22 protein-coding genes and 1 riboswitch are annotated in these 25,328 nt (G+C 71.4%); of the genes, 12 read left to right on the top strand and 10 right to left on the bottom strand.

The genetic code is table 11. From position 1 onward, the window contains the following. Positions 1 to 19 precede the first annotated feature (19 nt). Positions 20 to 1,009 carry a glucosyl-3-phosphoglycerate synthase gene (locus tag DCI01S_RS06945; RefSeq protein ID WP_061228539.1) on the top strand — a complete coding sequence of 330 codons (990 nt, stop codon included), beginning with the start codon at positions 20 to 22 and terminating at the stop codon, positions 1,007 to 1,009. 79 nt (positions 1,010 to 1,088) lie between these two features. Further along, positions 1,089 to 1,697: a class I SAM-dependent methyltransferase gene (locus DCI01S_RS06950; protein WP_061228540.1), complete on the top strand. Its 609-nt coding sequence runs from the start codon at positions 1,089 to 1,091 to the stop codon at positions 1,695 to 1,697. Between the two features lie 435 nt (positions 1,698 to 2,132). On the opposite strand, the gene DCI01S_RS06955 is transcribed toward DCI01S_RS06950, so the two are convergent. Together DCI01S_RS06955 and DCI01S_RS06960 are read right to left on the bottom strand one after the other, a co-directional pair. Continuing rightward, positions 2,133 to 2,879, bottom strand: coding sequence for a nicotinamide mononucleotide transporter family protein (locus DCI01S_RS06955; protein WP_061228541.1), 747 nt, complete (start codon positions 2,877 to 2,879; stop codon positions 2,133 to 2,135). Positions 2,880 to 2,979: 100 nt separating this feature from the next. Further along, positions 2,980 to 3,135, bottom strand: a riboswitch (FMN riboswitch). A gap of 121 nt (positions 3,136 to 3,256) precedes the next feature. Continuing rightward, positions 3,257 to 3,763: a Rieske (2Fe-2S) protein gene (locus DCI01S_RS06960; protein ID WP_244881671.1), complete on the bottom strand. Its 507-nt coding sequence runs from the start codon at positions 3,761 to 3,763 to the stop codon at positions 3,257 to 3,259. A 63-nt stretch (positions 3,764 to 3,826) separates the two neighbouring features. Between DCI01S_RS06960 and DCI01S_RS06965 the strand changes: the two genes are divergently transcribed. Continuing rightward, complete coding sequence (locus DCI01S_RS06965; protein WP_061228542.1) at positions 3,827 to 4,987, top strand: pyridoxal phosphate-dependent aminotransferase; 1,161 nt, start codon at positions 3,827 to 3,829, stop codon at positions 4,985 to 4,987. Positions 4,988 to 5,030: 43 nt separating this feature from the next. Here DCI01S_RS06965 and DCI01S_RS06970 read toward each other — a convergent pair whose 3' ends face one another. The 3 genes from DCI01S_RS06970 to DCI01S_RS06980 form a co-directional block, all read right to left on the bottom strand. Beyond that, positions 5,031 to 5,996 carry an NADPH:quinone oxidoreductase family protein gene (locus DCI01S_RS06970; protein WP_061228580.1) on the bottom strand — a complete coding sequence of 322 codons (966 nt, stop codon included), beginning with the start codon at positions 5,994 to 5,996 and terminating at the stop codon, positions 5,031 to 5,033. A 96-nt stretch (positions 5,997 to 6,092) separates the two neighbouring features. Further along, on the bottom strand, positions 6,093 to 6,530 hold the full coding sequence (locus tag DCI01S_RS06975) for a hypothetical protein (protein ID WP_061228543.1): 438 nt from the start codon (positions 6,528 to 6,530) through the stop codon (positions 6,093 to 6,095). A gap of 20 nt (positions 6,531 to 6,550) precedes the next feature. Next, positions 6,551 to 7,213, bottom strand: coding sequence for an SDR family oxidoreductase (locus DCI01S_RS06980; protein ID WP_082767681.1), 663 nt, complete (start codon positions 7,211 to 7,213; stop codon positions 6,551 to 6,553). A 197-nt stretch (positions 7,214 to 7,410) separates the two neighbouring features. On the opposite strand from DCI01S_RS06980, the gene DCI01S_RS06985 reads away from it, so the two are divergent. Beyond that, positions 7,411 to 8,673, top strand: a complete 1,263-nt coding sequence (locus DCI01S_RS06985) for a L,D-transpeptidase (RefSeq protein ID WP_061228545.1) — start codon at positions 7,411 to 7,413, stop codon at positions 8,671 to 8,673. Between the two features lie 93 nt (positions 8,674 to 8,766). On the opposite strand, the gene DCI01S_RS06990 is transcribed toward DCI01S_RS06985, so the two are convergent. Continuing rightward, positions 8,767 to 10,242: a peptide MFS transporter gene (locus DCI01S_RS06990; RefSeq protein ID WP_061228546.1), complete on the bottom strand. Its 1,476-nt coding sequence runs from the start codon at positions 10,240 to 10,242 to the stop codon at positions 8,767 to 8,769. A gap of 225 nt (positions 10,243 to 10,467) precedes the next feature. Between DCI01S_RS06990 and DCI01S_RS06995 the strand changes: the two genes are divergently transcribed. Beyond that, positions 10,468 to 11,826, top strand: coding sequence for a hemolysin family protein (locus DCI01S_RS06995; RefSeq protein WP_061228547.1), 1,359 nt, complete (start codon positions 10,468 to 10,470; stop codon positions 11,824 to 11,826). Beyond that, a complete protein-coding gene (locus DCI01S_RS07000) occupies positions 11,823 to 12,926 on the top strand; it encodes a hemolysin family protein (protein ID WP_243699593.1) in 1,104 nt (367 codons plus the stop codon). Before DCI01S_RS06995 ends, DCI01S_RS07000 begins: the two co-directional genes overlap by 4 nt. Before the next feature lie 72 nt (positions 12,927 to 12,998). On the opposite strand, the gene DCI01S_RS07005 is transcribed toward DCI01S_RS07000, so the two are convergent. After that, positions 12,999 to 13,499, bottom strand: coding sequence for a DUF4112 domain-containing protein (locus DCI01S_RS07005; protein ID WP_061228548.1), 501 nt, complete (start codon positions 13,497 to 13,499; stop codon positions 12,999 to 13,001). A gap of 83 nt (positions 13,500 to 13,582) precedes the next feature. On the opposite strand from DCI01S_RS07005, the gene DCI01S_RS07010 reads away from it, so the two are divergent. From DCI01S_RS07010 to DCI01S_RS07020, 3 genes are read left to right on the top strand one after another with little or no spacing between them, the layout of a single operon-like run. Beyond that, positions 13,583 to 15,514, top strand: coding sequence for a penicillin-binding transpeptidase domain-containing protein (locus DCI01S_RS07010; protein ID WP_061228549.1), 1,932 nt, complete (start codon positions 13,583 to 13,585; stop codon positions 15,512 to 15,514). Between the two features lie 18 nt (positions 15,515 to 15,532). Further along, the gene (locus DCI01S_RS07015; RefSeq protein ID WP_061228550.1) at positions 15,533 to 16,447 is read left to right on the top strand and encodes an SDR family NAD(P)-dependent oxidoreductase; all 915 of its coding nucleotides are present in this window, start codon (positions 15,533 to 15,535) and stop codon (positions 16,445 to 16,447) included. A gap of 10 nt (positions 16,448 to 16,457) precedes the next feature. Further along, positions 16,458 to 18,275, top strand: coding sequence for an acyl-CoA dehydrogenase (locus DCI01S_RS07020; protein ID WP_061228551.1), 1,818 nt, complete (start codon positions 16,458 to 16,460; stop codon positions 18,273 to 18,275). Positions 18,276 to 18,392: 117 nt separating this feature from the next. On the opposite strand, the gene DCI01S_RS07025 is transcribed toward DCI01S_RS07020, so the two are convergent. Beyond that, a complete protein-coding gene (locus tag DCI01S_RS07025; protein WP_061228552.1) occupies positions 18,393 to 19,070 on the bottom strand; it encodes a fasciclin domain-containing protein in 678 nt (225 codons plus the stop codon). Between the two features lie 150 nt (positions 19,071 to 19,220). Between DCI01S_RS07025 and DCI01S_RS07030 the strand changes: the two genes are divergently transcribed. From DCI01S_RS07030 to DCI01S_RS07040, 3 genes are all read left to right on the top strand, one after another. Then, positions 19,221 to 20,861 carry a molybdopterin-dependent oxidoreductase gene (locus tag DCI01S_RS07030; protein WP_061228553.1) on the top strand — a complete coding sequence of 547 codons (1,641 nt, stop codon included), beginning with the start codon at positions 19,221 to 19,223 and terminating at the stop codon, positions 20,859 to 20,861. A gap of 98 nt (positions 20,862 to 20,959) precedes the next feature. Further along, complete coding sequence (sigK, locus tag DCI01S_RS07035) at positions 20,960 to 21,541, top strand: ECF RNA polymerase sigma factor SigK (RefSeq protein ID WP_061228554.1); 582 nt, start codon at positions 20,960 to 20,962, stop codon at positions 21,539 to 21,541. Beyond that, positions 21,538 to 22,404: an anti-sigma factor gene (locus tag DCI01S_RS07040; RefSeq protein ID WP_061228555.1), complete on the top strand. Its 867-nt coding sequence runs from the start codon at positions 21,538 to 21,540 to the stop codon at positions 22,402 to 22,404. The genes sigK and DCI01S_RS07040 overlap by 4 nt, the downstream gene beginning before the upstream one ends. Before the next feature lie 20 nt (positions 22,405 to 22,424). Here the strand turns inward: DCI01S_RS07040 and DCI01S_RS07045 are convergent, their stop codons facing one another. Then, positions 22,425 to 23,699 (bottom strand): class I SAM-dependent methyltransferase, encoded by a 1,275-nt coding sequence (locus DCI01S_RS07045; protein ID WP_061228582.1) that lies wholly within the window; start codon positions 23,697 to 23,699, stop codon positions 22,425 to 22,427. 65 nt (positions 23,700 to 23,764) lie between these two features. Continuing rightward, complete coding sequence (locus DCI01S_RS07050; RefSeq protein ID WP_061228556.1) at positions 23,765 to 25,237, bottom strand: FAD-binding oxidoreductase; 1,473 nt, start codon at positions 25,235 to 25,237, stop codon at positions 23,765 to 23,767. Positions 25,238 to 25,328 lie beyond the last annotated feature (91 nt).

Genomic DNA, 25,328 nt, shown 5'->3' on the forward strand with positions numbered 1-25,328 from the left:
CTCTGGCAGGATCGCGGACGTGACCGAGCATTCGCGGACGACCCTCGCCGACCGGGCGGACCCGGTTCGTGCCTGGTCGGCGCGACGAACCTACCGCGCGGCCGACTTCCGCCCCGGCGACCTCGTCGCGGCCAAGGCGGGCCGCCGCATCTCGGTCGTGCTGCCCGCCCGCGACGAGCAGTCGACCGTCGGCGCGATCGTCGCCGCCCTGCATTCCGAGCTCGTGCGGGGCGTGCCGTTGATCGACGAGCTCGTCGTCGTCGACTCCCACTCCACCGACGCCACCGCACAGGTGGCGCGCGCCGCCGGCGCCCGCGTCGTGGCCCAGGGTGAGATCCTCCCCGCCCTGGGCGACGTGCCCGGCAAGGGCGAGGCGCTGTGGAAATCGCTCGCCGCCACCGACGGTGACATCGTCGCGTTCCTCGACTCCGACCTGCGCGACTTCGACCCCGCGTTCGCGACCGGACTGCTGGGGCCGCTGCTCACCGAACCCGGCGTCGTGTTCAGCAAGGGCGCCTACGACCGGCCCCTCGACGACGGCCGCACCGTCCTGCCCGCCGGCGGCGGCCGCGTCACCGAACTCGTCGCCCGGCCCCTCATCGCCACCCACTGGCCCGACCTCGGCGGATTCGTCCAGCCGCTCGCCGGCGAGTACGCGGGGACGCGCGAGGCGCTCGAGTCCATCCCCTTCGCCGGCGCGTACGGCGTCGACCTCGGCATTCTCGTGGACCTCTATGAGGCGTACGGCCTCGACGCACTCGCCCAGGTGGACCTGGGGCGACGGGTGCACCGCAACTCCCCCGACTCCGCGCTGGCCGTGATGGCCATGCACCAGCACCTGGCGATGCTGAGCCGACTGCGGCGACACGGACGCGTGACCGGCGCCGACGCCCCCGGCGACACCCTGACCCTGCACCGGCGCGATCCCGACGACGGGGGCTTCCGCGCCCAGACCGTCCGCGTCGACCCCGGTGAGCGGCCGCCGATGCGCGACGTGCGCGGGTCGTAGTCGCCCTCCCTCCTGTCCGCCCCACCCGACCTCTCCCGTACTCGACCTCTCCCACACTCGACCGAAAGGACCACCGCCCGTGGACGCCTCCGCATGGAACGCCCGTTACCTCGCGCAGCCCGATGCCTGGGGGACCACCCCGGCCGCCCGGATCGTCGCGGAGGTCACGGCCGCGGAGGACGCCGGCCTCGGAGTGGGCACCGCCGTCGACCTCGCGTGCGGTGACGGGCGGCACGCGCGCTGGCTCGCCGCGCACGGCTGGCGGGTGCAGGCCGTGGACTTCTCCGAGGTCGCGATCGAGCAGGCCCGGGCGAAGGACTCCGACGAGGGGCGCAGCGGCAGCGTCGACTGGGTGGTCGGCGACGCGCGGACCTGGTCACCCGCGGAGCCGGTCGACCTCGTCGTGGTGGGCTTCCTCCACCTCGACCTGCCGGAACTCGACGCCGTGCTCCGCGACGCCGGCACCTGGCTGCGGCCCGGCGGGCACCTCGTCTACCTGGGCCACGCCGCCGAGAACCTCCGCCGCGGTGTCGGCGGGCCCCAGGACCCGACTCTCCTGCCCGGAGTCGCCGACCTCGCCCGCGGTGCCGAGGGCCTCGAGGTGATCTCCCTGCGACACGACCTGCGGCCGGCCGGCAAGGCCACCGCGATCGACGTCCTGCTGCACGCGCGGCGCTGGGCCGACTGACGGCGCGCGCGAGTTCGGCGTCCGCGGGGGTCGTTCGCGGCGGGGCCGTCCACGAGGGCCGTCCGCGGGGCCGTTCGCGCTGACAGCGGCGGTGAGCGGCGGTTTGTGACTGCCCCTGCGAACGCCACCTATCTGATCACGCGACACCTATCGGACCCCTTAGGCGGCGTGAAATCGGATAGGTGGCGCGACGTGAAAGGGCGGGCACTCCCGAACCCACGGCCGGAGCGCTGGTGTCGGGCTCGGTGTTCGCGGGGCTCGCGATCCGCACCTCGGGCCACGATCGGCCCCTCGAATTGCGATCGGCCCCTCGAATTACGATCCGCCCGCGGAGTTCCTAGCGCGGAGCGTACTCCGGAGGGCGAATCGTGAATCGGAGGGCAAGTCGCGAATCGGAGGGCGGATCGACGCAGCGGTGCGTACCCGGCAGCGGAACTACGCCCGCTGCGGCTCCGCCAGCGACTCCGTCCTCCCGACGGCCGTGGCCGCCGCCGCTCGCTCCGCCAGGTCGACGCGCCACCACACCACGAACCCCCAGATGACGAACGCCGCGTACACGAGGTACAACGCCGCCGACGGGTAGTAGCCGGCCTTGAGCAGCAGCGGAACGCCCACGACGTCGACCGCGATCCACAACAGCCAGAACTCCGTCCAGCCGCGGGCCATGCCGTAGGTCGCGAGGATCGAGCCGGTGAAGATCCACGCGTCCGCCCACGGGCCCCACGAGCCGAGCTGCGCGAAGATCCAGCCGAACAGCAGCGTGCCGACGAGCATCCCCACCACGAGCCCGGCCCTCTGACGGCCCGTCGCCCAGTGCGGTCGTACCGCGGGCGCGTCAGCGACGGGCCCACCGTGGGCGGCCGCCGCGGCAGCAGCGGTCGCGTTGGCCCGCCGCGTCCGCGACCACTGCCACCAGCCGTACACGCCCACCGCGAGGAACATCACCTGCCGGCCGGCCTGGCCGTAGAGGTCGACGTCCTGCGGGGTGTGGAAGACGCCGCCGAGGAAGACGGTGAGCAGGGTGAGGTTGCCGACGATCCCCACCGGCCACGCCCACACCACGCGGCGCATGCCACCGATCGCGGCGGCCAGGCCGAAGACGTTGCCGATGATCTCGCGCCACAGGATCGGGACTCCGCCGATCACCAGTTGCGCGTCGAGGAAGGAGACGAGGAGGCTCATCGTGTGCCCCTTTCACGGGCTCTACACAGACGGCCCAGGGCTTGTGCCACGACGCCCGCCCGGCCACGACCGTCGCCGGCCGGGTCCGCATCGGGTGACGCGAGGTTCTCTTCCATCCGGACTATGACCGTCGGCCCCGGGATCACACCGGGTCTGCTGACCCCCGCGCGTGCGGGGCGCTCGCGGGCTCGCCGCCGACCATGGGGTCGACGACATCACCGCCGGTGGGGAGTTTCACCCCGCCCTGAGAACGTGTTCCTGTTGTACCCCTGAACGCGGCCGCGCCGCAACCCGCGTCGGGGCCGCGCCGCGCCCCGCCCCGGGATGCACCGCAAGCCGCGGGGTCGTAGGCCGGCGTCGACCGGCTCCAGTCAGCGTCAGCCGAGGGCGAGCTGTCCGCCGGACTCGCTGACCGGCACGACGTCGAGTGGACGCGGCGCGGGGGCGAGCGTGTTGCGGCCGTCGGTGGCGTCGTACTCGGCGCCGTGGAGCGGACAGCGCAGCGTCATGCCCTCGATCACCTGCACGACACCGCCCTGGTGGGTGCAGCGCGCCGAGTAGGCGACGAACTCGCCCTCGGTGGGCTGGGCCACGATGACCGTCGAGTCGCCGACCTTGAACTGCTTGGCCGTGCCGACGGGGATCTCGGCGGCCGGGATGGTGGTCGCGGCCACCGTGGTGGTCTGCTGCACGGTCGACGGCGGCTGGGCCGGCTCGGTCATCCCGCACGCGGAGGCGATGCCCGGCAGCAGGATGATCCCGGGCAGGGCCGCCAGCACGGCCCGGCGCTGCGTGCACGGGCCGACCGTGGTGGAGCGGGCACCGCTGGCACGGGCGGGGGAGGTACCGATCGGAGCGGGGGCGGCGGAGAAGGGCTCGGACATGCCGCCCATCGTATCGGCCCGGCCCGCGGCCACCGGCGCCGTCAACACACCTAGGCTTCCCCCATGACGGTCCGCAGACTCGCGCCCCACGCCACGACGATCTTCACCGAGGTCTCGCGCCTGGCAACGCAGTTCGACGCGATCAACCTGGGCCAGGGCTTCCCGGACACGGACGGGCCGGAGTCGATGATCGAGGCGGCGGTGCGGGCGCTTCGCGACGGCCACAACCAGTACCCTCCCGGGTCGGGGATCCCCGAGCTGCGTCACGCGATCGTCGCCGACGAGACGGCGCGCACCGGCCTGGTGCACGATCCGGACACCGAGACGTTGGTGACGGTCGGCGCGACGGAGGCCATCGCCGCCGCGGTGGTGGGCCTGGTGGAGTACGACGACGAGGTGGTCGTCATCGAGCCGTATTACGACTCCTACGTGGCCGCGGTGGCGATGGCCGGGGCCACTCGTCGCGCCGCGCGGTTGATCCGCTCGGGCGGCCATATCCGACTCGATGTGGACTCGCTGCGGGACGCGTTCTCGCCGCGGACGCGGGCCGTGCTGGTCAACACGCCGCACAATCCCACGGGCGCCGTGCTGCCGCGTGAGGACCTCGAGGAGATCGCGGCCCTGTGCCGCGAGTTCGACGCGATCGCGATCTCCGACGAGGTGTACTCCCACCTCACCTACGACGGGGTCGAACACGTCTCGATCGCCACGCTGCCCGGGATGGCGGAGCGGACGCTGCGGATCTCCAGCGCGGGGAAGCTGCTCAACTGCACGGGCTGGAAGATCGGGTGGCTCACCGGGCCGGCGCATCTCGTCGAGGGGGCGCGCACCGCGCGTCAGTACATGAGCTTCACCGTCGCCTCGCCGCTACAGCCGGCGGTCGCGCACGCGCTGCGCCACGAGCAGGAATGGATCGCGACGCTCCGGAAGGACATGCAGGACCGGCGGGACGAGCTGGCGGGGATCCTCACGGGAGTCGGGTTCGACCTCGTCGTCGCGCAGGGCACCTACTTCCTGACCGCCGACCCGGGCCCGCTCGGGGTGACCGACGCGGCGGCGTGGTGCCTCGAGCTGCCCGAGAAGGTCGGGGTGGCGGCGGTGCCGTTCGCGCCGTTCACCGACGCGTTCACCGACGACTGGTCGCACCTGGTGCGGTTCGCGTTCTGCAAGCGACCCGAGGTGCTCGCGGAGGCCGGGCGGCGGTTGCGGGCCCTGGCGCGCTGACGCCGCCCGGCGCAGCACCCGGCCGCCGCGACGCGGGCCCGGGTCAGCGGCCGGTGGTCAGGACGATCTTGCCCACCGCGCCGCGGCCGTCCATGAGCTCGAGCGCCTCGGCGGCGTTCTCGAGCGGGAACTCCGCACCGACGAGAGGGTCGAGCCGGCCCGAGGCCAGCAGCGGCTCGACCTCGGCCCACTGCTTCTGCAGGTAGCCGGGGTTGGACATCCAGTACTCGCCCCAGCCGACGCCCACCGCGCTCTTGTTACCCAGCAGCAGGCGGTTGACCTTGACCGTGGGGATCTCGCCTGCCGTGAAGCCGATGACGAGGATCCGCCCCTCCTGGCCCAGCGCGCGGATGGAGTCGGTGAACCGGTCACCGCCTACGGGGTCGACGACGATGTCGACGCCCTGACCGCCCGTGAGCTCCTTCACGGCGTCCTTGAACCCCTCCGGCGCGATGACATCGGTCGCGCCGGCCTTGCGAGCGAGCTCCCGCTTCTCCTCGGTGGAGGCCACCGCGATGACGCGGGCACCCAGGGCGGTGGCGAACTGGGTGGCGGCGATACCGATCCCGCCGCCCGCGCCGTGCACGAGCACCGTCTCGCCCGGCTGCAGCCGACCGCGGTGGGCCAGCGCGAAGTGGACGGTGAGCACGTTCATCGGGATCGACGCGCCCTGGACGAAGCTGAGGTTCTCCGGCAGGTGGAACACCTGGGACGGCTCGGTCGCCACAACCTCGGCGAAGCCACCCAGACCGGGGAACGCGCACACGCGGTCCCCCGCGGCGAATCCCGATCCCTCGGGCGCGGACCGCACCACGCCCGCGACCTCCGAGCCCGGGATGAAGGGCAGAGGCGGCGAGATCTGGTACCTGCCACGGGTCTGGAGCACCTCGGGGAACGTCACGCCGGCGGCGTGGACGTCGATCAGGACCGCGCCGGGCTCCGACTCAGGAAGATCGACCACCTCGAGGGCGGCGGGTCCGTCATGGCTGGAGATGTGGATGGCACGCATGCGATCCATAGTGTCAGCCCACCACTGCGCGCGTGCCCCGCTCGGCTCAGCCGACGCGCGCGCCGGAGGGTTCAGCCGACGCGCGCGCCGGACGTTTCAGCCGACGCCGGCGCCCTCCGCCGCACGGCGATGACGACGCCGGCGGAGCAGGTGCAGGACCAGCCCGAACGCGACCAGCACCTGGCCCACCTGGAACGCCAGCGCCATGACGATGAACTCCCGACCGAATGCGGTGGGCGAGATCAGCAGTGCCGCGCAGATCCCCAGCAGGATGACCGTCACGAGCTGGCCTCCCGCGAGGAACCGCCGCGGCATCGTGGTGAGCTGACGACGGAGGCCCATCAGCAGCGAGTTGAGCGCCACCAACAGGCACACCGGCACGCCGATCTGCGCCGGGAACAAGAACAGCACCACGAACAACGGATGGGAGTTGAGCGTGACGGTGTCTGTGATGATGTACTGCGGGACGCTCCACGACGCGGTGAGCAGTGCGCAGATCACGGTGATCCACGAACCTCCCACCAGGATCCTCATCCGGTGAGGATAACGCGGCGCTAGTCCCTCGTCAGGGCCTCGCCGATCGGGGTGTCCCCGTCGGAGAACTCGATGGTGCGGCGGACGGTGTCGGGCCGGCGCAGGACGGCGGCGACGACCTCGGCGACCGTGTCCCGACTGGTCGCCCGGTCCTCGCGCTTGTCCGCTCCCATCCCGATCGTCTCGCCACCGGGCTCGTCGGTCAGCGCGCCGGGCCCCAGAATGGTCCACTGCAGATCGGACTCGCGCAGGTGGGCGTCGGCCGCCGCCTTGGCCTCGGCGTACGGGAAGAACGCGTTGTCCTCCGGCACGCCGTGATCGGGTCCGGCGCCGTCGTAGGACACCATGACGTAGCGCTCCACGCCCTCGGCGACGCTCGCGTCCATCGAGCGGATCGCCGCGTCGCGGTCTACCGCGTAGGTGCGGTCGGGATTGCCGCCGCCCGCGCCGGCGGACCAGACGACGGAGCCGCTGCCGCGGACGACCTCGCGGAGGCCCTCGACGTCGAGCTTCTCGACGTCCGCCACCACGGGGGTGGCGCCCGCCGCCCGGATGTCGTCGGCGTGGTCCGGGTTGCGGATCACCGAGCGCACCTCCGCGCCCGCGTCCGACAGGATCCGGGCCGTGCGGAGGGCGACCTTGCCGTGGCCGCCGATGATGGTCACTGGTCGATCGATACTCATGGCCTCCGTTGTACCCGTCCGAACGCATCCCCGCCGACCGGCTTCCGCCATCGCGCGGGCCCCACGACGGTCACAACTCCACAACGAGTGGGCGGCCGGCCGTTTCGGATTCGCTCCGTGTCGGACACGGAGTGCATCATGTCGACATAAGCCGTGATTCACCGGCTGCCCCACGCTTGTCGCTTCGGAGTTGATGCATGTCCCTGTCCAGGTCTGAAACCCCCTCTCTTCCGGCGGTGACGGGCCCCCTCGCCCTGCTCGCCGGACTGCTCGCGCTGATCCTCGTCGTCGCCGGGTGCACCATCCCGGTGCCCACGGGCTCCGCCGGGGAGACGACCCCCACCGAGCCCAGTGCGCAGGCGCCCGCCCCGGCGGCACTGGAGGTCGTCCCCGCCGACGGCGCCACTGACGTCGCCGTGGTCGACGGCGTCCGGGCCACCGTCGAGAACGGCACCATCACGAACGCGGTGCTCACCAACGACGCCGGCAAGCAGATCGAGGGCGAAATCTCGCGTGACGGATCGGAGTGGGAGCCGGCCGTCACACTCGGGTTCGGGCGCACCTACACCCTGGAGATCACCTACGAGGGTGCGGTCGGCGGGACCAGGACGGACACACGGACGTTCAGCATGGCCGACCCGGCGGCCGTCGTGACCCCGACCCTGACCACGACCGGAGGCGGGACCCTGCAGTCGGACCGTGAGTACGGCGTCGGAATCGTCATCGTGGCGAAGTTCGACCAGCCCATCGCTGACCGCGAAGAAGCTGAGAAACACATGAAGGTCACCACCTCGCCCGAGGTGGAGGGCAACTGGTTCTGGGCCGACGACTCCTCGGCACACTGGCGTCCGAAGGACTACTACGAGACCGGCACCCGAGTGCGGGTCGAACTCGACACCGAGGGGCGCGACCTCGGTGGCGACCAGTGGGGCGGTGCCGGCGCGGAAGCCGACTTCACTATCGGCGACCGGCGCATCGCGATCGCCGACGACGCGACCAAGACGGTCTCCGTGTACCGCAACGGCGAACTGCTCAAGACCATGCCCACCTCCATGGGCAAGGGCGGCTGGGCCACGTACGGCGGCGTGACCATGCATTTCTGGACCCAGCCGGGGACCTACACCGTCCTGGACAAGTCCAGCTCGGTGTTGATGGACTCCACGACCTACGGCCTGCCCCTGTCCGCCGGCTACCGGGTCACCGTCGACCACGGCGTGCGCATCTCCAACGACGGGATCTACTTCCACGCCCTGGAGTCGTCGATGTGGGCCCAGGGCAACACCAACACCTCGCACGGCTGCCTCAACCTCTCCCCCGCTGACGCGAAGTGGTACTTCGACCAGGCGGTCACCGGGGACGTCGTCGAGGTCCGCGGCACCGGCGGGCCCGAGCTGGAGGTCTGGCAGAACGGCGACTGGTCCGTGCCATGGGAGGTCTGGCAGACCGGCTCGGCCGACTGAACACCGCCGTCCCGGCCGGATCCTGATACGACCGCGGCCACCGAGAATCTCCTCGGTGGCCGCGGTCGTGTCAGGGGATGAGTCAGAGGTGCGTCAGCGCACGCCCATCATGTTCTTGCGGATCCACGGCGACAGCGCGGCGATGATCCCGGCCAGGACGATCGACGCGACGCCGAGCACCAGGAAGTAGTTGCGCTCAGCCCCGGCGTCGTTCGGGTCGTAGTACCCCGCGAGCACGCCGGACAGCGCACTGCCGATGGAGACGCTGAGGAAGAACAGCGCGACCATCTGCGTCTTGAAGGCCTCCGGTGCGAGCTTGGTCGACAGCGACTGCCCGACCGGCGAGAGCAGCAGCTCGGCCATGGTGAACAGGAACAGGATACCGACGATGCCGAGCAGCGGCGTCGCGACGCTGCCGACGAAGAACAGGAACACCAGGTAGGCGATGCCCATGATGAGGTTCGCGAGCGCGAACTTGATCGGGCTCGAGGGCTGACGGCTGCCGAGCTTGACCCACAGGGTCGCGAAGACCGCGGCGAAGATGATGATGAACAGCGGGTTGATGGACTGGACCCAGCTCGCCGGCATCTCCCAGCCACCCAGGTTGCGGTCGAGACGCTGGTCCGAGTAGATCGCGATCACCGTGAACTGCTGCTGGAAGAGCGCCCAGAACGCCACCGACGCGATGAACATGGGGATGAACGAGACGACCCGGCTTCGCTCGTCGGGCTGCGTCTTGGGGCTGGTGATCAGCAGCGCGAACAGTGCGACGGCGCCCACCACGGCGATCGCGGTGACGATGTCCGCCAGGGATTCCAGCGGAATGAGGCCCAGGGCCAGCGCTGTCGCGACGAGCACCACCACGACCACGCCGATGACCAGGGCCCGGACCCGCTGCGGCCGCGGGAGCGGGTCGGGCACGACGGCCCCGACGCCCTTGAGCGTGGCGCCACGCACCGCGACGTACTGGATGAGGCCGATCGCCATTCCCGCCGCCGCGGCGCCGAATCCCCAGTGGAATCCATTGGCGTGCCACAGCACCCCGGTGATCAGCGGGCCGGTGAGGCCACCGATGTTCACCGCCATGTAGTAGATGGAGAACGCGGCGTCACGCCGGTCGTCCGTCCGCCGGTACATGTCGCCGACCACGGTCGAGGTGGTGGCCTTGAGCGTGCCGGCGCCGACGCCCACGAACACGAGGCCGATCCCCAGCCCGACGGGGCCCGGCACGAGGGCCAGGGACAGGTGGCCGAGCATGATGAGCACGGCCGCCCCGAACAGGGTCCGTTCGGCGCCGAACAGGCGATCCGAGATCCAGCCGCCGAGGATCGCGGAGGCGTAGACCAGACCGCCGTAAGCACCGACGATCGACGCCGCGATCTGTTCGGAGTACCCGAGGCCACCGTCCGCGACCGCGTAGTAGATGTAGTACGCCAGCAGGCCCTGCATGCCGTAGAAGCTGAAACGCTCCCACAGTTCGATACCCGACAGGTTCGCCAATCCGAGTGGATGGCCGAAGAACCTGCGGTCCGTATCGGCGAGAGCCACCTCGGCATTCCGAGTTGTCATGACAGACAGTGCTACTCCTGCTTTTCCTGCGGGACAAACTGTGCCGTCGATCTCGCCCCACAGGTGGGAGTCGACATTTCCCACCCGGGACAGGACAATCGGAGAAATCAACCCTCGGGCGACCGGCCCGGGGTGCAACCCGATGAGCGCAGGAGCACCTCCAGTGAGCCGAGCCGACACCCCGGCCCGATCTACCAGCCCCCTTCACGGAAGGGGGCACACCGGATGAGCATCGCGCTCTCACTACTAGTGGGCGTCGTGGTCGTACTGGCGATCACCGCGCTGACGGGCTACTTCGTGGCCCAGGAGTTCGCCTTCATGGCCGTCGACCGCTCCCGCATGGGGGCGGCGGCCGAGAAGGGCGACCCCGTCGCCGAGCGGGTCCTCGGCGTCACCAGACGCACGTCGTTCATGCTCTCGGGCGCACAGCTCGGGATCACCGTCACCACCCTCGTCGTGGGGTACGTCGCCGAGCCGCTCATCGGCCGGGCGATCGGTGACCTCCTCGGCCTGGCCTCGGTGCCGCAGGCCGTCGGCGTCGGTGTGGGCACGATCCTGGCACTGCTGTTCTCGACCGTGGTCCAGATGCTCTTCGGCGAGCTCGTGCCGAAGAACCTCGCGATCGCCAAGCCCGAGCCCGTGGCCCGGTGGCTGGCCCGGTCCACCGCCATCTACCTCGCCGTGTTCGGCTGGATCATCGGCCTGTTCGACAAGGCCTCCGAGGCGCTGCTCAAGGCGGTCGGCATCGAGCCCGTGCACGACAAGGAGCACTCGGCCACCGCTCGCGACCTCGAGCACATCGTCGCCGAGTCGGGCGAGGCCGGCGAACTCTCCCCCGAGCTCAGTCGGCTCCTCGACCGGATGCTCGACTTCCCCGGGCAGCCGGCCGAGCACGCGATGATCCCGCGTTCGCGCACCGACGTGGTCCGCGCCGAGGACTCCGTCGACGAGGTGCTGTCCAAGATGGCGACGGGACACACCCGCTACCCCGTGGTGGGCGAGGACTCCGACGACGTGATCGGCATCGTCGACCTGCACGACCTCCTCGTGCTCTGTGGCGACGACACCGACGGCTCGCTGACCCAGGTGTCGACGGTGATGCGCGCCCCGATCCGGGTGCCCACGTCGCTGCCGCTGCCCGAGGTGGCGGCCCGACTGAGCGCCCAGAACTCCGAGATGGCCGTGGTCGTGGACGAGTACGGCGGGTTCGCCGGCGTCGTGACCATGGAGGACATGGCCGAGGAGATCGTCGGCGAGATCGCGGACGAGCACGACCCGCAGGCCGCGGACGTCCCTGTCAGTGAGGGGCTGGGTTGGATCCTCACCGGCGACACGCACCTCGACGAGGTGGAGCGTCTCCTCGACATCACCCTCCCCGAGGTCGACGCCGAGACACTCGGCGGCCTGGTCATCGAGACGATCGGCGACCTGCCGGACGTCGGCGCCCGCGTCGACATCCCGCTGCCGGACACGGACGTCCTCGAGGAGATCTCCGCCGATCGCGTCCTGCGGACCGAGGTCCGCCGCATCGAACGCCGCGTCCCCGCGGAACTGCACGTCGTGGTCGAGGAGGCCGCACGATGACCCCCACCACCACCCTTCTCGCCGCCGACGCCGACGGTGGGATCATGAGCAACCCCTGGGTCGTCCTGGTGGCGACCGTCCTGCTCATCGCGGCGTCCGCGTTCTTCGTGGCCGTCGAGTTCTCGCTCATCTCCGCCCGCCGGCACCGGCTCGAGGACGACGCCGCGCACAGTGCCGCCGCCCGCGCGGCCCTGAAGAACGCGTCCGAGCTGACGCTCCTGCTCGCCGGCGCCCAGCTCGGCATCACGCTGTGCGCGCTGGCGCTGGGCTCCATCACCAAGCCCGCCGTGCACCACTGGCTCACCCCGGTGTTCGCCGGATGGGGGCTCCCGCTGTGGACCGCCGACGTCATCGCGTTCATCCTCGCGCTGATCATCGTCACGTTCCTGCACCTCGTGGTGGGCGAGATGGCCCCCAAGTCGTGGTCCATCACCCACCCCGAGTACTCGGCCACCCTGCTGGCGATTCCGATGCGGGCGTTCCTCTGGCTCACCCGTCCGCTCCTGGTCGCCCTCAACGCCATGGCGAACAACATCCTGCACCGGCTGGGGGTCGAGTCGAGGGACGAGGTGTCCGCGGGTCAGGACGCCGACTCGCTGCGTGAGCTCGTCCGGCATTCCGGCGAGGCCGGGACGCTCGACGACACCCATCAGCGGCAGCTGCTCAGCGCCCTCGAACTGCAGGAGCTCACCGTGGGCGACCTGCTCGGCGAGCGCGACCTCGATCAGCCCGCCGCGCCCGAGGAGATGTCCTCGGTCGGCGTCGACGCGGGCCCGGAGGAGATTCTCGACACCGCGCGCCGCACCGGCCATCTGCGCCTGCTGGTCCTCGAGGACGACACCGCGGTCGGCGTGGTCCACGCGCGGGACGCGATCAACGTCGACGGCGACGCCACGGCCCGGGAACTCATGCGGCCGAGCCTGTCACTCGAGCACGATCTGACGGTCGCCGAGGCGTTCCGCCGGATGCGTGAGGCGCGCGCCCACCTCGTCGTCGTCGAACAGTCCGGTGGGCACCCGGGCACCCACGTCTCCGAGGTGCGGGGCGTCCTCACGCTCGACGACGTGGTCCGGCGCCTCCTGCCGGTCACCTCGGCCTGACCCACGCACCGCGACGACACGCCCCCGGGAGGACTGGCCTCCCGGGGGCGTTCCCCGTCGGCGCGGCGCGGGTCAGAACACCAGGCCGATGAGCCTGAGCAGTCCCCACAGCGCCAGGCCCACCAGGCCGAGGAGCACCAGCAGGATGAGCCCCACGGCGCCGATCGCCCGCAGCAGGTAGCCGCGGGCGTCGGTGTCCACGCGGCGCCCCTCGGCGATGGCGCGGTCCACCAGCCGAAGGTTCTTGGAGGTGGCCTTGTGCGCGACGTCGGCGACGTCGCCGACGAGGGGCACCACGCCGAGCGCGGCGTCGACCAGGTAGTTCCACCCCATGCGGAACAGCAGGTGGACGGGGATGCGATTGCGCACGGCCTCGGCGAACACGGCCGCGGCGACCACCGTGCCCACCGCGTCACCCACCACCGGCACGAGGCCGATCACCGGGTCCAGCCCCACGCGGTAGTTGGTGCCCGGCACCCGGACGAGGTCGTCGAGGACTCGCGCGAGGCCGGCGGTCACCGGCGAGGCGCCCGGACGGTCGGCGGGTGCCCGCGCGGGGCGGCTGTCGCTCATGTGGCCCGAGGGTACGTGGCGGACCGGCGGCGGCGCCGACCACACGACGGGCGGACGCGGCCGGAATCTGGTTTCGTGGAGAGATGACGACCGCGCCCGCCTTCCGCACGACCCGCCGTCGGCGCGGCCGCACCGCCTCCGGTGTGGTCGCCGCCGTGCTGACCGTGGCCCTCGGGGGAACCGGCTGCGCGGCGCTGACCGGGGACACCGGCTCCGACGAGCTCCAGCAGTTCCTCTCCGCGCTCGAGGCCGGCGACGTCGCCGGGGCGGCCGCGATGACCACCGACCCGGCCGCCGCGGAGGAGACGCTCGCCGCGAACATCGAGTCGATGGGGTTCACGCCGACCCTGACGATCGACACGCCCGAGGGGGACCGGCGCCCCGACAAGGACCCCGTGCCCGTGGAGATTACGTGGGACATGGGCGTCGCCGGAGGCGGCGGGGGTGAGGGTGACGACGACGAGGGCGGCGCCGACCCGGCCGGCGGGGGCGGTGAGCCGTCGCCCGCCCCGCGCGTGGCCACGACCACGGGTGAGGCCGCCACGACCAAGGTGGACGACCAGTGGAAGGTAAAGTGGGCGCCGACTATCCTCGACACCCGTCTCGAACCGGGTGGCTACCTGGCGTTCTCCGAAATCCTCGACTACGACACGTCCGTCCTCGACCGGACGGGCGCGCCGCTGCTGCAATGGACTCCGGTCACGGCGGTGACGCTCGCCCCCGACGCCGCCGGGAGCGCCGACGCGGTCGCGGCCCTGGTGAGCGCGGCCGCCCCGACCATCACCGGGCAGTCGATCCGCGACGGCATGGCGCAGGCCGGCGACCAGCCGTACCAGGTGGTCGCGCTGCGGCCCAGCGACATCGACCCGATCCGCGAGCGACTCGCCGCGGTCCCCGGCGTGAGCCTGCCCGAACAGGGCCAGCTGATCCGCACCGACCGCGAGCTCCGCTCCCCGGTGCTGGACGGACTGCCCGACGCGTGGCTCGCGGCGCTGCAGGCCGAGGGCGGGTGGCGTGCAGAGATCGTCAACCCGGGCGTCGAACCGATCGAGCTCGGCAGCGCGCCGGTCGGGGAGGTCGAGGACCTCGTCTCCACCGTCCAGATATCCGTGCAGCAGGCCGCGGCGGACGCGGTGGCCGGCACCGGGCTGGCGGCGTCGATCGTCGCGATCCAGCCCTCGACCGGCGGGATCCTGGCCGTGGCGCAGAACTCCGCCGCCGACCAGCAGGGACCCGTGTCGCTCGAGGGCCGCTTCCCGCCCGGCTCCACGTTCAAGGTGGTCACCACGGCCGCCGCGTTGCAGTCCGGCGCCGTCGGTCCCGACGAGATCGTGCCGTGCCCGGCCTCGATCACCGTCTCGGGCCGCACGATCCCCAACGACAGCGATTTCGCGCTGGGCGAGGTGCCCATGGAGACCGCGTTCGCCCGCTCCTGCAACACCAGCCAGGCCGTCATCAGCGACCGCCTCGAACCGACCGCCATGAAGGACACGGCCGCGCAGCTGGGCCTGGGGGTCGGCTTCTCCGGGCCGGGGATGAGCCCGTCGTGGTTCACCGGCTCGGTGCCCGTCACCGACCGCGGCCCGGCGCGCGTGGAGGCCGCGATCGGCCAGGGCGAGGTCCTGGCCAGCCCGCTCGGTATGGCGGTGATGACCGCCTCGCTCGCGAACGGCGGACGGATGATCCTGCCGCAGGTGATCGCCGGCATGCCGGCGGTGGCCGCCGCCTCGCCCGAGCCACTGCCCCCGGCCGTCGTGGACACCCTGCGCCGGTACATGGTGCAGACCGTGCAGTCCGGCACCGCGACCGCCGCCCGAGCGGTCCCCGGCCTGGGCGGCAAGACCGGCACCGCCGAGGTCGGCAGCGGCCCGTCGCACGGCTGGTTCGTCGGCTCGACAGGCGACATCGCCGTGGCGGTGCTCATCGAGGGCGCCGACTCCTCGGCCCCGGCGGTGGAGATGGCCGCCGACTTCCTCGGCGCCGCAGGGCAACCGGCCCCGCTGCCGGCGCGCTGAAACGGGTAGTTTCGGCTCATGCGCCTGCCCAAGGTCCCCCTCCCCGCACTCTCCCTGCCCGCGGTCTCCCTGTCCGCTCTGCCGCTGCCCGGGCTGGATCGACTGCCCTTCTCGTCGTCGTCCCCCTCCCCCACCGACACCAACCGTCGCATCCTCGTCACCGGCGGCGCCTCCGGACTCGGACTGGCGCTGGCCACCGCGTTCCTCGAACGCGGTGACCGCGTGATCGTCACCGACGTCGCCCCCACCGACGCCCGGCCCGACACGATCCCCGCCGACGCCCGCTACCTGCGCCTCGACGTGCGCTCGGAGGACGAGTGGCAGGCCGCGCGCGACGAGGTCGAGTCGATCTGGGGCGGCCTCGACGTGCTGGTCAACAACGCCGGCATCGCCCAGGGCGGGCGCATCGAGATGCTCACCGAGGACGACTGGCGGCAGATCGTCGACATCAACCTGCTCGGCGTGGCCCGCGGCTGCCGCACGTTCGTGCCGATGCTCAAGGCGCAGAACAGCGGTCGGATCGTCAACACCGCCTCCCTCGCCGGGCTCGTGCACCCGCCCACCATGTCCTCCTACACCGCCGTCAAGGCCGCCGTCGTGGCGATCTCCGAGAGCCTGCGCTGGGAACTCGAGCCGTTCGGCGTGGACGTGTCCGTGATCTGCCCGTCGTTCTTCCGCACCAACCTCGCCTCGAGCCTCAACTCCTCCGACCCCGCCGCCAGCGGGTTCGCGAGCAAGCTCATCGACCGCTCCGAACGCGGCGCCGCCGAGATCGCCGCCGAGGTCATGAGCGGACTCGACGCCGGGCGGTTCCTCATCCTCCCCGACCCCGAGGCGCGGAAGTCCTACCGAGGCAAGCGGCTCCTGCCCGCCGCCTACGAGAAGACGATGACCGAGATGGGTCGGAAGTTCGCGCGCGCCACCCGCGAGTAACCTGTGGGGCATGACCCCCTCCCACCTCCTGTCCCGCGCCGACCTCGACTTCCTCCTGCACGACTGGCTGCGGGTGTCCGAGCTGACCGGGCGCGAGCGCTACGCCGACCACTCCCGCGAGACGATCGACGCCGTGCTGGACCTGTCGGCCGAGCTCGCCGAGACCTACTTCGCGCCCCACTTCCGCAAGGCCGACCTCACCGAGCCCCGCCTCGTGGGCGAGGAGGTCGAGCTCATCCCCGAGATCGGCGAGGCGCTGGCGAAGTTCGCCGAGGCCGACCTCGTGGGCGCGGCGATGGACGAGCGGGTCGGCGGCATGCAACTGCCCTACACCGCGTACCTGGCGTGCATGGCCTGGTTCTACGCGGCCAACATCTCCACGGCCGCCTATCCGCTGCTCACCACCGGCAACGCCAACCTGCTGCTCGCACACGGCTCCGACGAGCAGATCCGGACGTACGTCGAGCCGATGATCCAGGGCCGTTTCACGGGGACGATGTGCCTGTCCGAGCCGCACGCCGGCTCCAACCTCGCCGACATCACCACCCGCGCCGAGCCGCAGCCCGACGGTACCTACCGCCTGTTCGGCCAGAAGATGTGGATCTCCGGCGGCGAGCACCAGATGGCCGAGAACATCGTCCACCTCGTCCTGGCCAAGGTGCCCGGCTCCCCCGCTGGCACCCGCGGCATCAGCCTGTTCATCGTGCCCAAGTACCTCGTCGACGACGACGGCTCGCTCGGTGAGCGCAACGACATCGTCATCACCGGCCTCAACCACAAGATGGGCTTCCGCGGCACGGTCAACACCATGCCCACCCTCGGGCAGGGTATACACACCCCCGGCGGGCGGCCGGGCGCGGTCGGGTACCTCGTGGGCGAGGAGAACACCGGCCTCAAGAAGATGTTCACCATGATGAACGAGGCCCGGCTCGGCGTGGGCCTGGGCGCCACCGCGATCGGCTACACCGGCTACCTCAAGTCGCTGGACTACGCACGAAACCGGCCCCAGGGCCGGCCCGCCGGCGCCGATCCGTCGACTCCGCAGGTGATGCTCACCCGTCACACGGACGTGCGGCGGATGCTGCTCGCCCAGAAATCGTACGTGGAGGGCGCGCTGGCGCTGGGCCTGTACTGCGCGAGACTGGTCGACGACGAGAAGACGGGCTCGCCGGAGGAGTCGATGGCCGCGAAGACGCTTCTGGACGTCCTCACCCCGATCGCCAAATCGTGGCCGTCGCAGTGGTGCCTCAAGGCCAACGAGCTGGCGGTGCAGGTGCTCGGCGGGGCCGGGTACACGATCGACTACGACGTCGAACAGCACTACCGCGACAACCGCCTCAACCCGATCCACGAGGGTACCCACGGCATCCAGGGGCAGGACCTGCTCGGCCGGAAGGTCCTCGCCGGCGGCGGCGCCGGACTGACAGCGCTCACCGGGCGGATCACCCAGAGCTGCGATCGGGCGGCCGCGGCCGGCGGGGTCGTCGCCGAGCTGGCCTCGCTGCTGCGCCCGCGCGTCACCCGGCTCATCGAGGTCACCACTTCGCTCGCTGAGGTCGGCGCGACCGACCCGGAGGCGTTCCTCGCCGACGCCACCGAGTACCTCGAGGCGACCGGCCACGTGGTGATCGCGTGGATCTGGATCGAGCAGCTGCTCGCGCTGGGTGACCGGGTGGCGGGCGGTGCCGGCGCCGACGCCTTCGCCGCCGGCAAGCTCAAGGCGGCCGAGTACTTCCTGCGCCGCGAGCTGCCGATCGTCGACGCCAAGTTCGACCTGCTGGCCGCCGGCGACCGCACGACGCTGGACATGCGCGACGACTGGTTCTGACGCGACTGGGCCCGGACCGACGTGGTGTCGGCCCGGGCCCGGGTCGCGTTGCGTGGGAGTTCAGGGCTCCCACTGATGCCCTCGGCGGGGTGTTCAGGGCACCGGACGCCGGTCTGCTCACTCCTCGGGGATGAGGACCTGGTCGATGAGGTAGACGGTGGCGTTCTCGGTCTGGACGCCGCCGCAGACGACGCCCGCGCCGTTGACCATGAGCTCGTCACCGGATCCGGTGACCTCGAGCTGCGCACCGTTGAGGGTGGTGTGCTCGCCGACGACCTGATCGGGCGCGGCCTGACCCTCCACCACGTGGTAGGTCAGGATGCCGGTGAGCAGGTCGGCGTCGGTCTGCAGCGACTGCATAGTGGCCTCATCGATCTGCGCGAAGGCGTCATCGATCGGGGCGAACACGGTGTACTCGCCGCTGTTCAGGGTGTCGACGAGGTCGACCTCCGGGTTCACCCCGCCCGAGACGGCCGAGGTGAGCGTGGTGAGCAACGGGTTGTTGGAGGCGGCGGTGGCGACCGGCTCCATCGCCATCGCCTCGACCGAACCCGGACCCTCCGGGTTGGCCTCGGCGTAGTCCGCGCAGCCCGCGCCGACGAGCATGCCGGCAGGCTCCGACTCCATGGTGGAGGTCTCGCTCGCCGACGTGGTGGTCATGACCGAGGTGGCGGTGCCCTCGGCGGTGTTCTCCGTATCGCTTCCCTCGTCGCTCGAGCAGCCGGCGAGGACGAGACCGGAGACCGCGGCGGCCGCGGCGATCGACGCGACGCGCCGGGAGATCGTGATGCCCATGGTGCGTTTCCTTTCGGTAGGGCCCCGCCGAGTTGGCGGGACTCTGTGCAGTGGGTCACCAGTGCTTCGGCGGGCCATCCGGTCCGGATGGGTGCCGTAGGGAATTTGTTTCGTACCGGTCCACCGAGACCCCGGCTCCGAACTCCTGGCATGGACAGCACAGAGCAACGACCCAGGGCGGTCGCTCGGGCCGCCTCGGGCCTCCTCGCCACCGGCCTCGCCGTCGCGGTGGGGCACGCCATGGCGGGATTCGTCGCCCCGGGCTCGTCCCCGTTCCTCGCGGTCGCCGACTCCGTGGTCGACCGCGCACCGGCGGCCGTGCGCGAGGTGACGATCGACGCGCTCGGCACCGCGGACAAGCCCGCGCTGATGCTCGGCCTAGCGGCCATCCTCCTCGTCACGGGCGTGGTGGCGGGCCTCGTCGAGCGTCCGCGTCGTCCCGCCGGGAGCGCCGTCCTGGTCGTCTTCGGCCTCGTCGGCATGGTGGCGGCGCTGGCCCGCCCGTCTGCCGGGCCGCTGTGGGCCGTACCGACCCTGCTCGGCGTGGTCGTCGCCGTCGTGGCGCTCCGAGCCCTCATCGGGACCCTGTTCACGGCAGAGGCCGGGTCCCGACCGTCCGCAGCCACCTCCTCGGAGGCGGGGCCGCCCGCGTCGACGCCACCGTCGGCGCCGACGCCGCAGCCCGGAGCGCGGCTGGGCGACCGGCCCGCACCCGACCGCCGACGCTTCCTCGTTCTGGCCGGGTCCGCTGTCGCCGTGATCGCCGCCGCCGGCACCACGGGCATCGCGCTGACCCGCCGGGCCGCCGACGCGGTCGCCGAACGCACCGGTCTGCGACTGCCGCGGGTACTCGCCCGCAACGCGGCCGCCCCGGTTCCGCCGGGCGTCGTGCCCGACGCGCCGGGCGTGACACCGTTCCTCACCGACAACGCCGAGTTCTACCGCATCGACACCGCCCTTCGCGTGCTGTCCCTGAGCACCACCGAGTGGCGGCTGCGGGTTCACGGGATGGTCGAGCGGGAGATCGAGCTCGACTGGCAGACGCTCGTGGACCGCGAGGCCCGCGATCGAATCGTGACCCTGACCTGCGTGTCGAACGAGGTCGGCGGGGACCTGGTGGGTACCGCGACCTGGACCGGGTTCCCCATCGCCGACCTGCTCGCCGAGGCGGGTCCGTTGCCCGAGGCCGACATGCTGCTGTCGACGTCGGTCGACGGCTGGACGGCCGGGACGCCACTCGAGGCTCTGACGGACGGCCGCGACGCCCTGCTGGCAGTGGGGATGAACGGCGAGCCGCTGCCATTCGAGCACGGCTACCCCGTCCGCCAGGTGGTCCCCGGCCTGTACGGGTACGTCTCGGCCACCAAGTGGGTCGTGGACTGGGAGGTCACCCGCTTCGATCGGGCCAGCGCGTACTGGACCGACCGCGGCTGGGCGGAGCGCGGCCCGATCCGCACCGCGAGCCGCATCGACCGCCCCGGCCCGCTGGCGGAGTTGCCGCCCGGACCGACGATCGTCGCCGGGACCGCGTGGGCCCAGCGCCGCGGCATCGACCGGGTGGAGGTGAGGGTCGACGACGGGCCGTGGCAGTACGCACAGCTGGCGGACGAGTACACGGTGGACACCTGGCGCATGTGGTCATGGGTGTGGGACGCCGAGCCGGGCCTGCACACCCTGCACGTCCGGGCCACCGACTCGACCGGTGAGGTCCAGTCTGAGGAGCGCAGGGATCCCGTACCCAGCGGCGCCACCGGCTGGCACAACCGCACGTTCCGGGTGGTGGCGGCATGACCCTCCAGGTCACCCGCAGACCGTCGGCGCGGCCACCGGGTCGACCACCCGCGCCGCCGTCGCGCGGTCACGAGCCGGCTGGCACTAGACTGGTCGCCGTGTCCGAGCCAGCCTCCCCGCCGCTGACCGACCCGGGGAGCCTGCTCGAGTTGGCCGCGTTCGGTGATCTCCAGGCCTTCGGTCGTTTCTACGACCTCATGGCCCCACGCGTCTACGGGCTCGCCCTGCGGGTCCTACGCGACCCGGGGTACGCCGAGGAGACGGCGCAGGAGGTGTTCCTGCAGGTCTGGAAGCAGGCTGCCGACTACCGGCCCTCGCTGGGGTCCGTCCAGTCCTGGGTGCTGACCATCACACACCGCCGGGCCGTCGACCGCGTCCGTTCCGAGAGTTCGGCTGCACGACGTGACGAGGTCGACGCCGCCACCGGCACCATCCACGGAGGCGATGTCGCCGAACAGGTCACGGAGCAGATCTCCCGCGGCGAGGAGGCCGCCGAGGTGCGCAGGTGCCTGGAGACGCTGACCGACAACCAGCGCGAGTCCATCGAGATGGCGTACTTCTCCGGCCACACCTACCGTGAGGTCGCCGAGAGACTGGGCACCGCGTTACCCACCGTCAAATCGAGAATCCGCGACGGACTCCGTCGCCTGAAGAACTGCCTGGGAGGTGAGCTGTCATGAGCGTTCGTCACCACGATCACCCGTCGACCCCTGACAGCGTCCGCCCCGAGGACCTCGACCTCTACGCGCTGGACGCACTGCCCGAACACGAGGCCGATGCCGTCGAGGCCGCACTGGTCAGCGCCGCCCCCGAGGACCGGTCATCGATGTTGGCGCACATCGCGTCGACACGTGAGGTCGTCGCGGCCCTCGTCGCGGACGCCGGACTCGACACCGCGCCGCCGCCGCAGCTGCGGGAGCGGATCCTCGAGTTGGCGGCGGTCTCCTCGCCGTCCGGCACCACCGGTCCCGTCGGTCCGGGCGACCGCCGCGGCTCCGGGCGGGACGCCGACGGGGGTGCGGACGTCATCGACCTGAGTCGCGAACGCGAGCGCCGACGGCCCGGTTTACTGACGTTCCTCGCGGTCGCCGCGGCCGCCGTGGTGCTGCTGGTCGGTGGTGTGATGATCGGTCGCCTCACCGACGGGACCGGGTCTGAGAACCTACCCACCGCCGCGCCCCCCTCGGGGACGATGCCGCCTCAGGTCACCTCGCTGTTGGCGGCCGAGGATCTCGCGGTGGTCCGCGGCCAGGTCGGCGGGACCGGAACCGCCACCGTGCTGGCGTCGAAGTCGGCGGACATGGCCGTCATCTCGATGACGGACCTCCCCGCCCCGCCGGAGGGCCGCGCCTACCAGCTGTGGCTCATGGGCGATCACGAGCCCATCTCCGCGGGAACCATGGAGTCCGGTGAGGTCGGCCCGTCGCCCTCGGCCCGGATCGACGGCATCCGTGACTCAGAGCAGATCGGCATCACCGAGGAGCCCGCGGGTGGCTCGCCGGCGCCGACCGGTCAGGTCCTGCTCGCGCTCGACCTCCAGTGACCCGGCGGAGGTTCAGTCGGTCAGGCCTGCCACCACTGGCGCAGCGGCACGTCCCAGGTCTGGCGCTCGTCCGGGCGCACGGCGAGGATCTGGTGTAGCTGGATCTTGTTGTGCTCGAACCCGTACTGGCAGGCCCCCATGTACAGGCCCCACAGCTTGGCCATGGGCTCGCCGACCTCCTCGACCGCCTCGTCCCAGTGATCGACGAGATTGGTGCACCAGTCGCGGAGGGTGAACGCGTAGTGCTGGCGCAGGTTCTCCTCGTGTACCACCTCGAACCCGGCGTTCTCCGCCTCGAGGTGCACGGTGCCGGCGCCGGCGAGCTCGCCGTCGGGGAAGATGTAGCGGTCGATGAACTGCCCGGCCTTGACCTTGCCGACGTTGTCCGGCCGGGTGATGCAGTGGTTGAGCAGCCGCCCACCCGGCTTGAGATATCCGTGCAACTTGGCGAAGTAGTCGGGGTAGTTCTTCCGGCCGATGTGCTCGGTGATGCCGATCGAGCTCACGGCGTCGAAGTCTCGCTCGGGCACGTCGCGGTAGTCCTGTAGCCGGACCTCGGCCAGGTCGCCCAGCCCCTCGGCCTCGATGGCGGCGCGGCCCCACTCGACCTGCTCCTTGGACAGGGTCACGCCGATCACCTTCACGCCGCGGCGTGCGGCGTAGCGGACCATGCCGCCCCAGCCGCAGCCCACGTCGAGCAGCCGGTCCCCCGCCTTGAGCCCGAGCTTGTCGAACACCAGCCGGTACTTGTTCTCCTGCGCCACCTCGAGCGACGCGTCGGCGTCCGGGTAGCAGGCGCACGTGTACGTCATGGACGGTCCGAGGATCCACTCGTAGAAGCGGTTCGACACGTCGTAGTGGTAACTGACCACCTCGGAGTCCCGCTCCTTGGAGTGCCGCCGCATCCCGGACAGGACGCGCTTCCACGCGGGCTTGACCTCCATCGGCGGAGTAGGCAGGAACCGGACGTTCTCCGTGCCCACGGACCGGGCGATCCGCGCCAGTGTCCTGGCGTCGGGTGTACGGGTCATGTGCTTGCGGAACACCTCGAGCGCGCCGAACACGTCGTGGGGCGCCCCGGGGTGCACGCCGTCGATCTCCAGCTCGCCCATGAGGTAGGCGCGGGCCAGGCCGAGGTCGCCGGGGGCGGTGACGAAGTACTGCAGCGCCTTCTCACTCTTCAGGCGTAGCACCAGTCGGCTGTCCGCCGGGCCGATCGCGGACCCGTCGTACGCCTCGATCCGCAGCGGCGGCTCACCGGTGGCGAAGGCTGCGATGATCTCGCCGATCGTCATCCTGCCCGCTGCACCCGCTGCGCCCGCCGCGCCCGCGGGCTCCGCGGTCCCCGCGCTCGTCGTGGTCACCGTGCACCCACCGCCTTCTCGTAGAGGGTCGCGAACCGGCCCTCGGGATCGAATTGCGTCTTGAGCCGGCCCGCGTGGTCGCCGCCGTAGAGTTGGGCGAACTCCTCACGGGAGTAGAAGACCTCCGAGTACAGCGACTTGTGACCGCCGAGCCGGGACACCTCCTCCTCGATGCGCCGGTTCCACGCGCCCTCGGCCATCCCGGGCTCGATCGGCGCCGACGACCAGAAACCGATGTTGACGTAGGTGGTGTCGGCGGCCAGGGGGTACAGCGGCCACGGACGGTCGGACGCCGGCTCGCCGTCCAGGCCCGGCGCCGGGGTGGACTCCCGAAGCCGCAGCGGGCAGATCCACAGGGGTTCGATGGGCACCTCGCGCAGGAACCAGTCGAGGAACTCGGCGGTGTGGTCGAGGGTCACCTCGACGTCCTGCACCACGCGCTCGCGCGGCCCCTCGCCCTTGAGGGCGCCGATCTTGTTGCCGAGGTCGTACTTGTGGTCGAGGCCGATGATCTTCCAGTACGCCGAGGAGCGCAGCAGCTGCTGCGGCCAGAACCGGCGGACCCTCGGGTTCTGCACCCCGAACGCGCGGGAGCACCAGAACCAGTCGGTGTCCCAGCGCCACAGGTAGTCGCGGATGGTGAGGCGGTCGCGCTTCACGGAGCCGGCGGGACCGCCGTGTTGGACGGAGCGGTAGTAGATCGCCTGCTTGTCGGCCACACCCGAGTAGTCCGAGACGGGCCCCGGCTCGTCGGTCCGCCGCCCCAGACAGAGGTAGGACTCGTCGGCCGAGAAGACGATCCCGTCGAGGAAGTCGACCTCCTCGTCGTCGTACGTCCCCGACTCACTGACCCGCGCCAACGCCGACTCGAGCGCGGTGAGGGAGTCGAACCGCACGTGCCGCAGTTCCACGAACCGGCTGACCGGTTCGAGGGCGATGCGCAGCCGCACCGCGTACCCGAGGGAGCCGTAGGAGTTGGGGAATCCGCGGAACAGAGCGCGTTCGCGCTCGGTTCCGTCTGGGCGTGCGGTGACGATCTCGCCGGTGCCGGTGAGCACGTCCATCTCCAGCACGGACTCGTGCGGCAGGCCCAGGCGGAACGAGGTGGACTCGATGCCCAGGCCGGTCACGGCGCCGCCGAGGGTGATGGTCTTGAGCTGCGGCACGACGTAGGGCATCAGGCCGTACGCCAGGGTGGCGTCGACGAGGTCCTCGTAGGTGCACATCCCCTGGACGTCGGCGGTGCGGGCGTCGGGATCCACGGAGACGACGCGCGTGAGGCCGGTGGTGTCGAGACCGGGCGACGACGACAAGGCGCGCGGTCGGAAGAGGTTGGATGTCTTCTTGGCCAGCCGGACGGGCTCGTGGGCGGGCACGGCCCGGAAGCTGTCGACGAGTCGCTGCACGCCGCGCGCGTGGCTTTCGGTACCGACGACGAGTGGTTCGGCGAGACTCACGGCGGTTCCCATGAGTCACACCTTAGTAGCGCTCGGTGGCCCCCGCCGACTATCGGGTGGCGGGGGCGGACGGCGCCGGCGAGGCCGCAGGCTTCCACCCGGG

This window comes from Dietzia cinnamea NBRC 102147, from assembly GCF_001571065.1.
Classification (GTDB): domain Bacteria; phylum Actinomycetota; class Actinomycetes; order Mycobacteriales; family Mycobacteriaceae; genus Dietzia; species Dietzia cinnamea.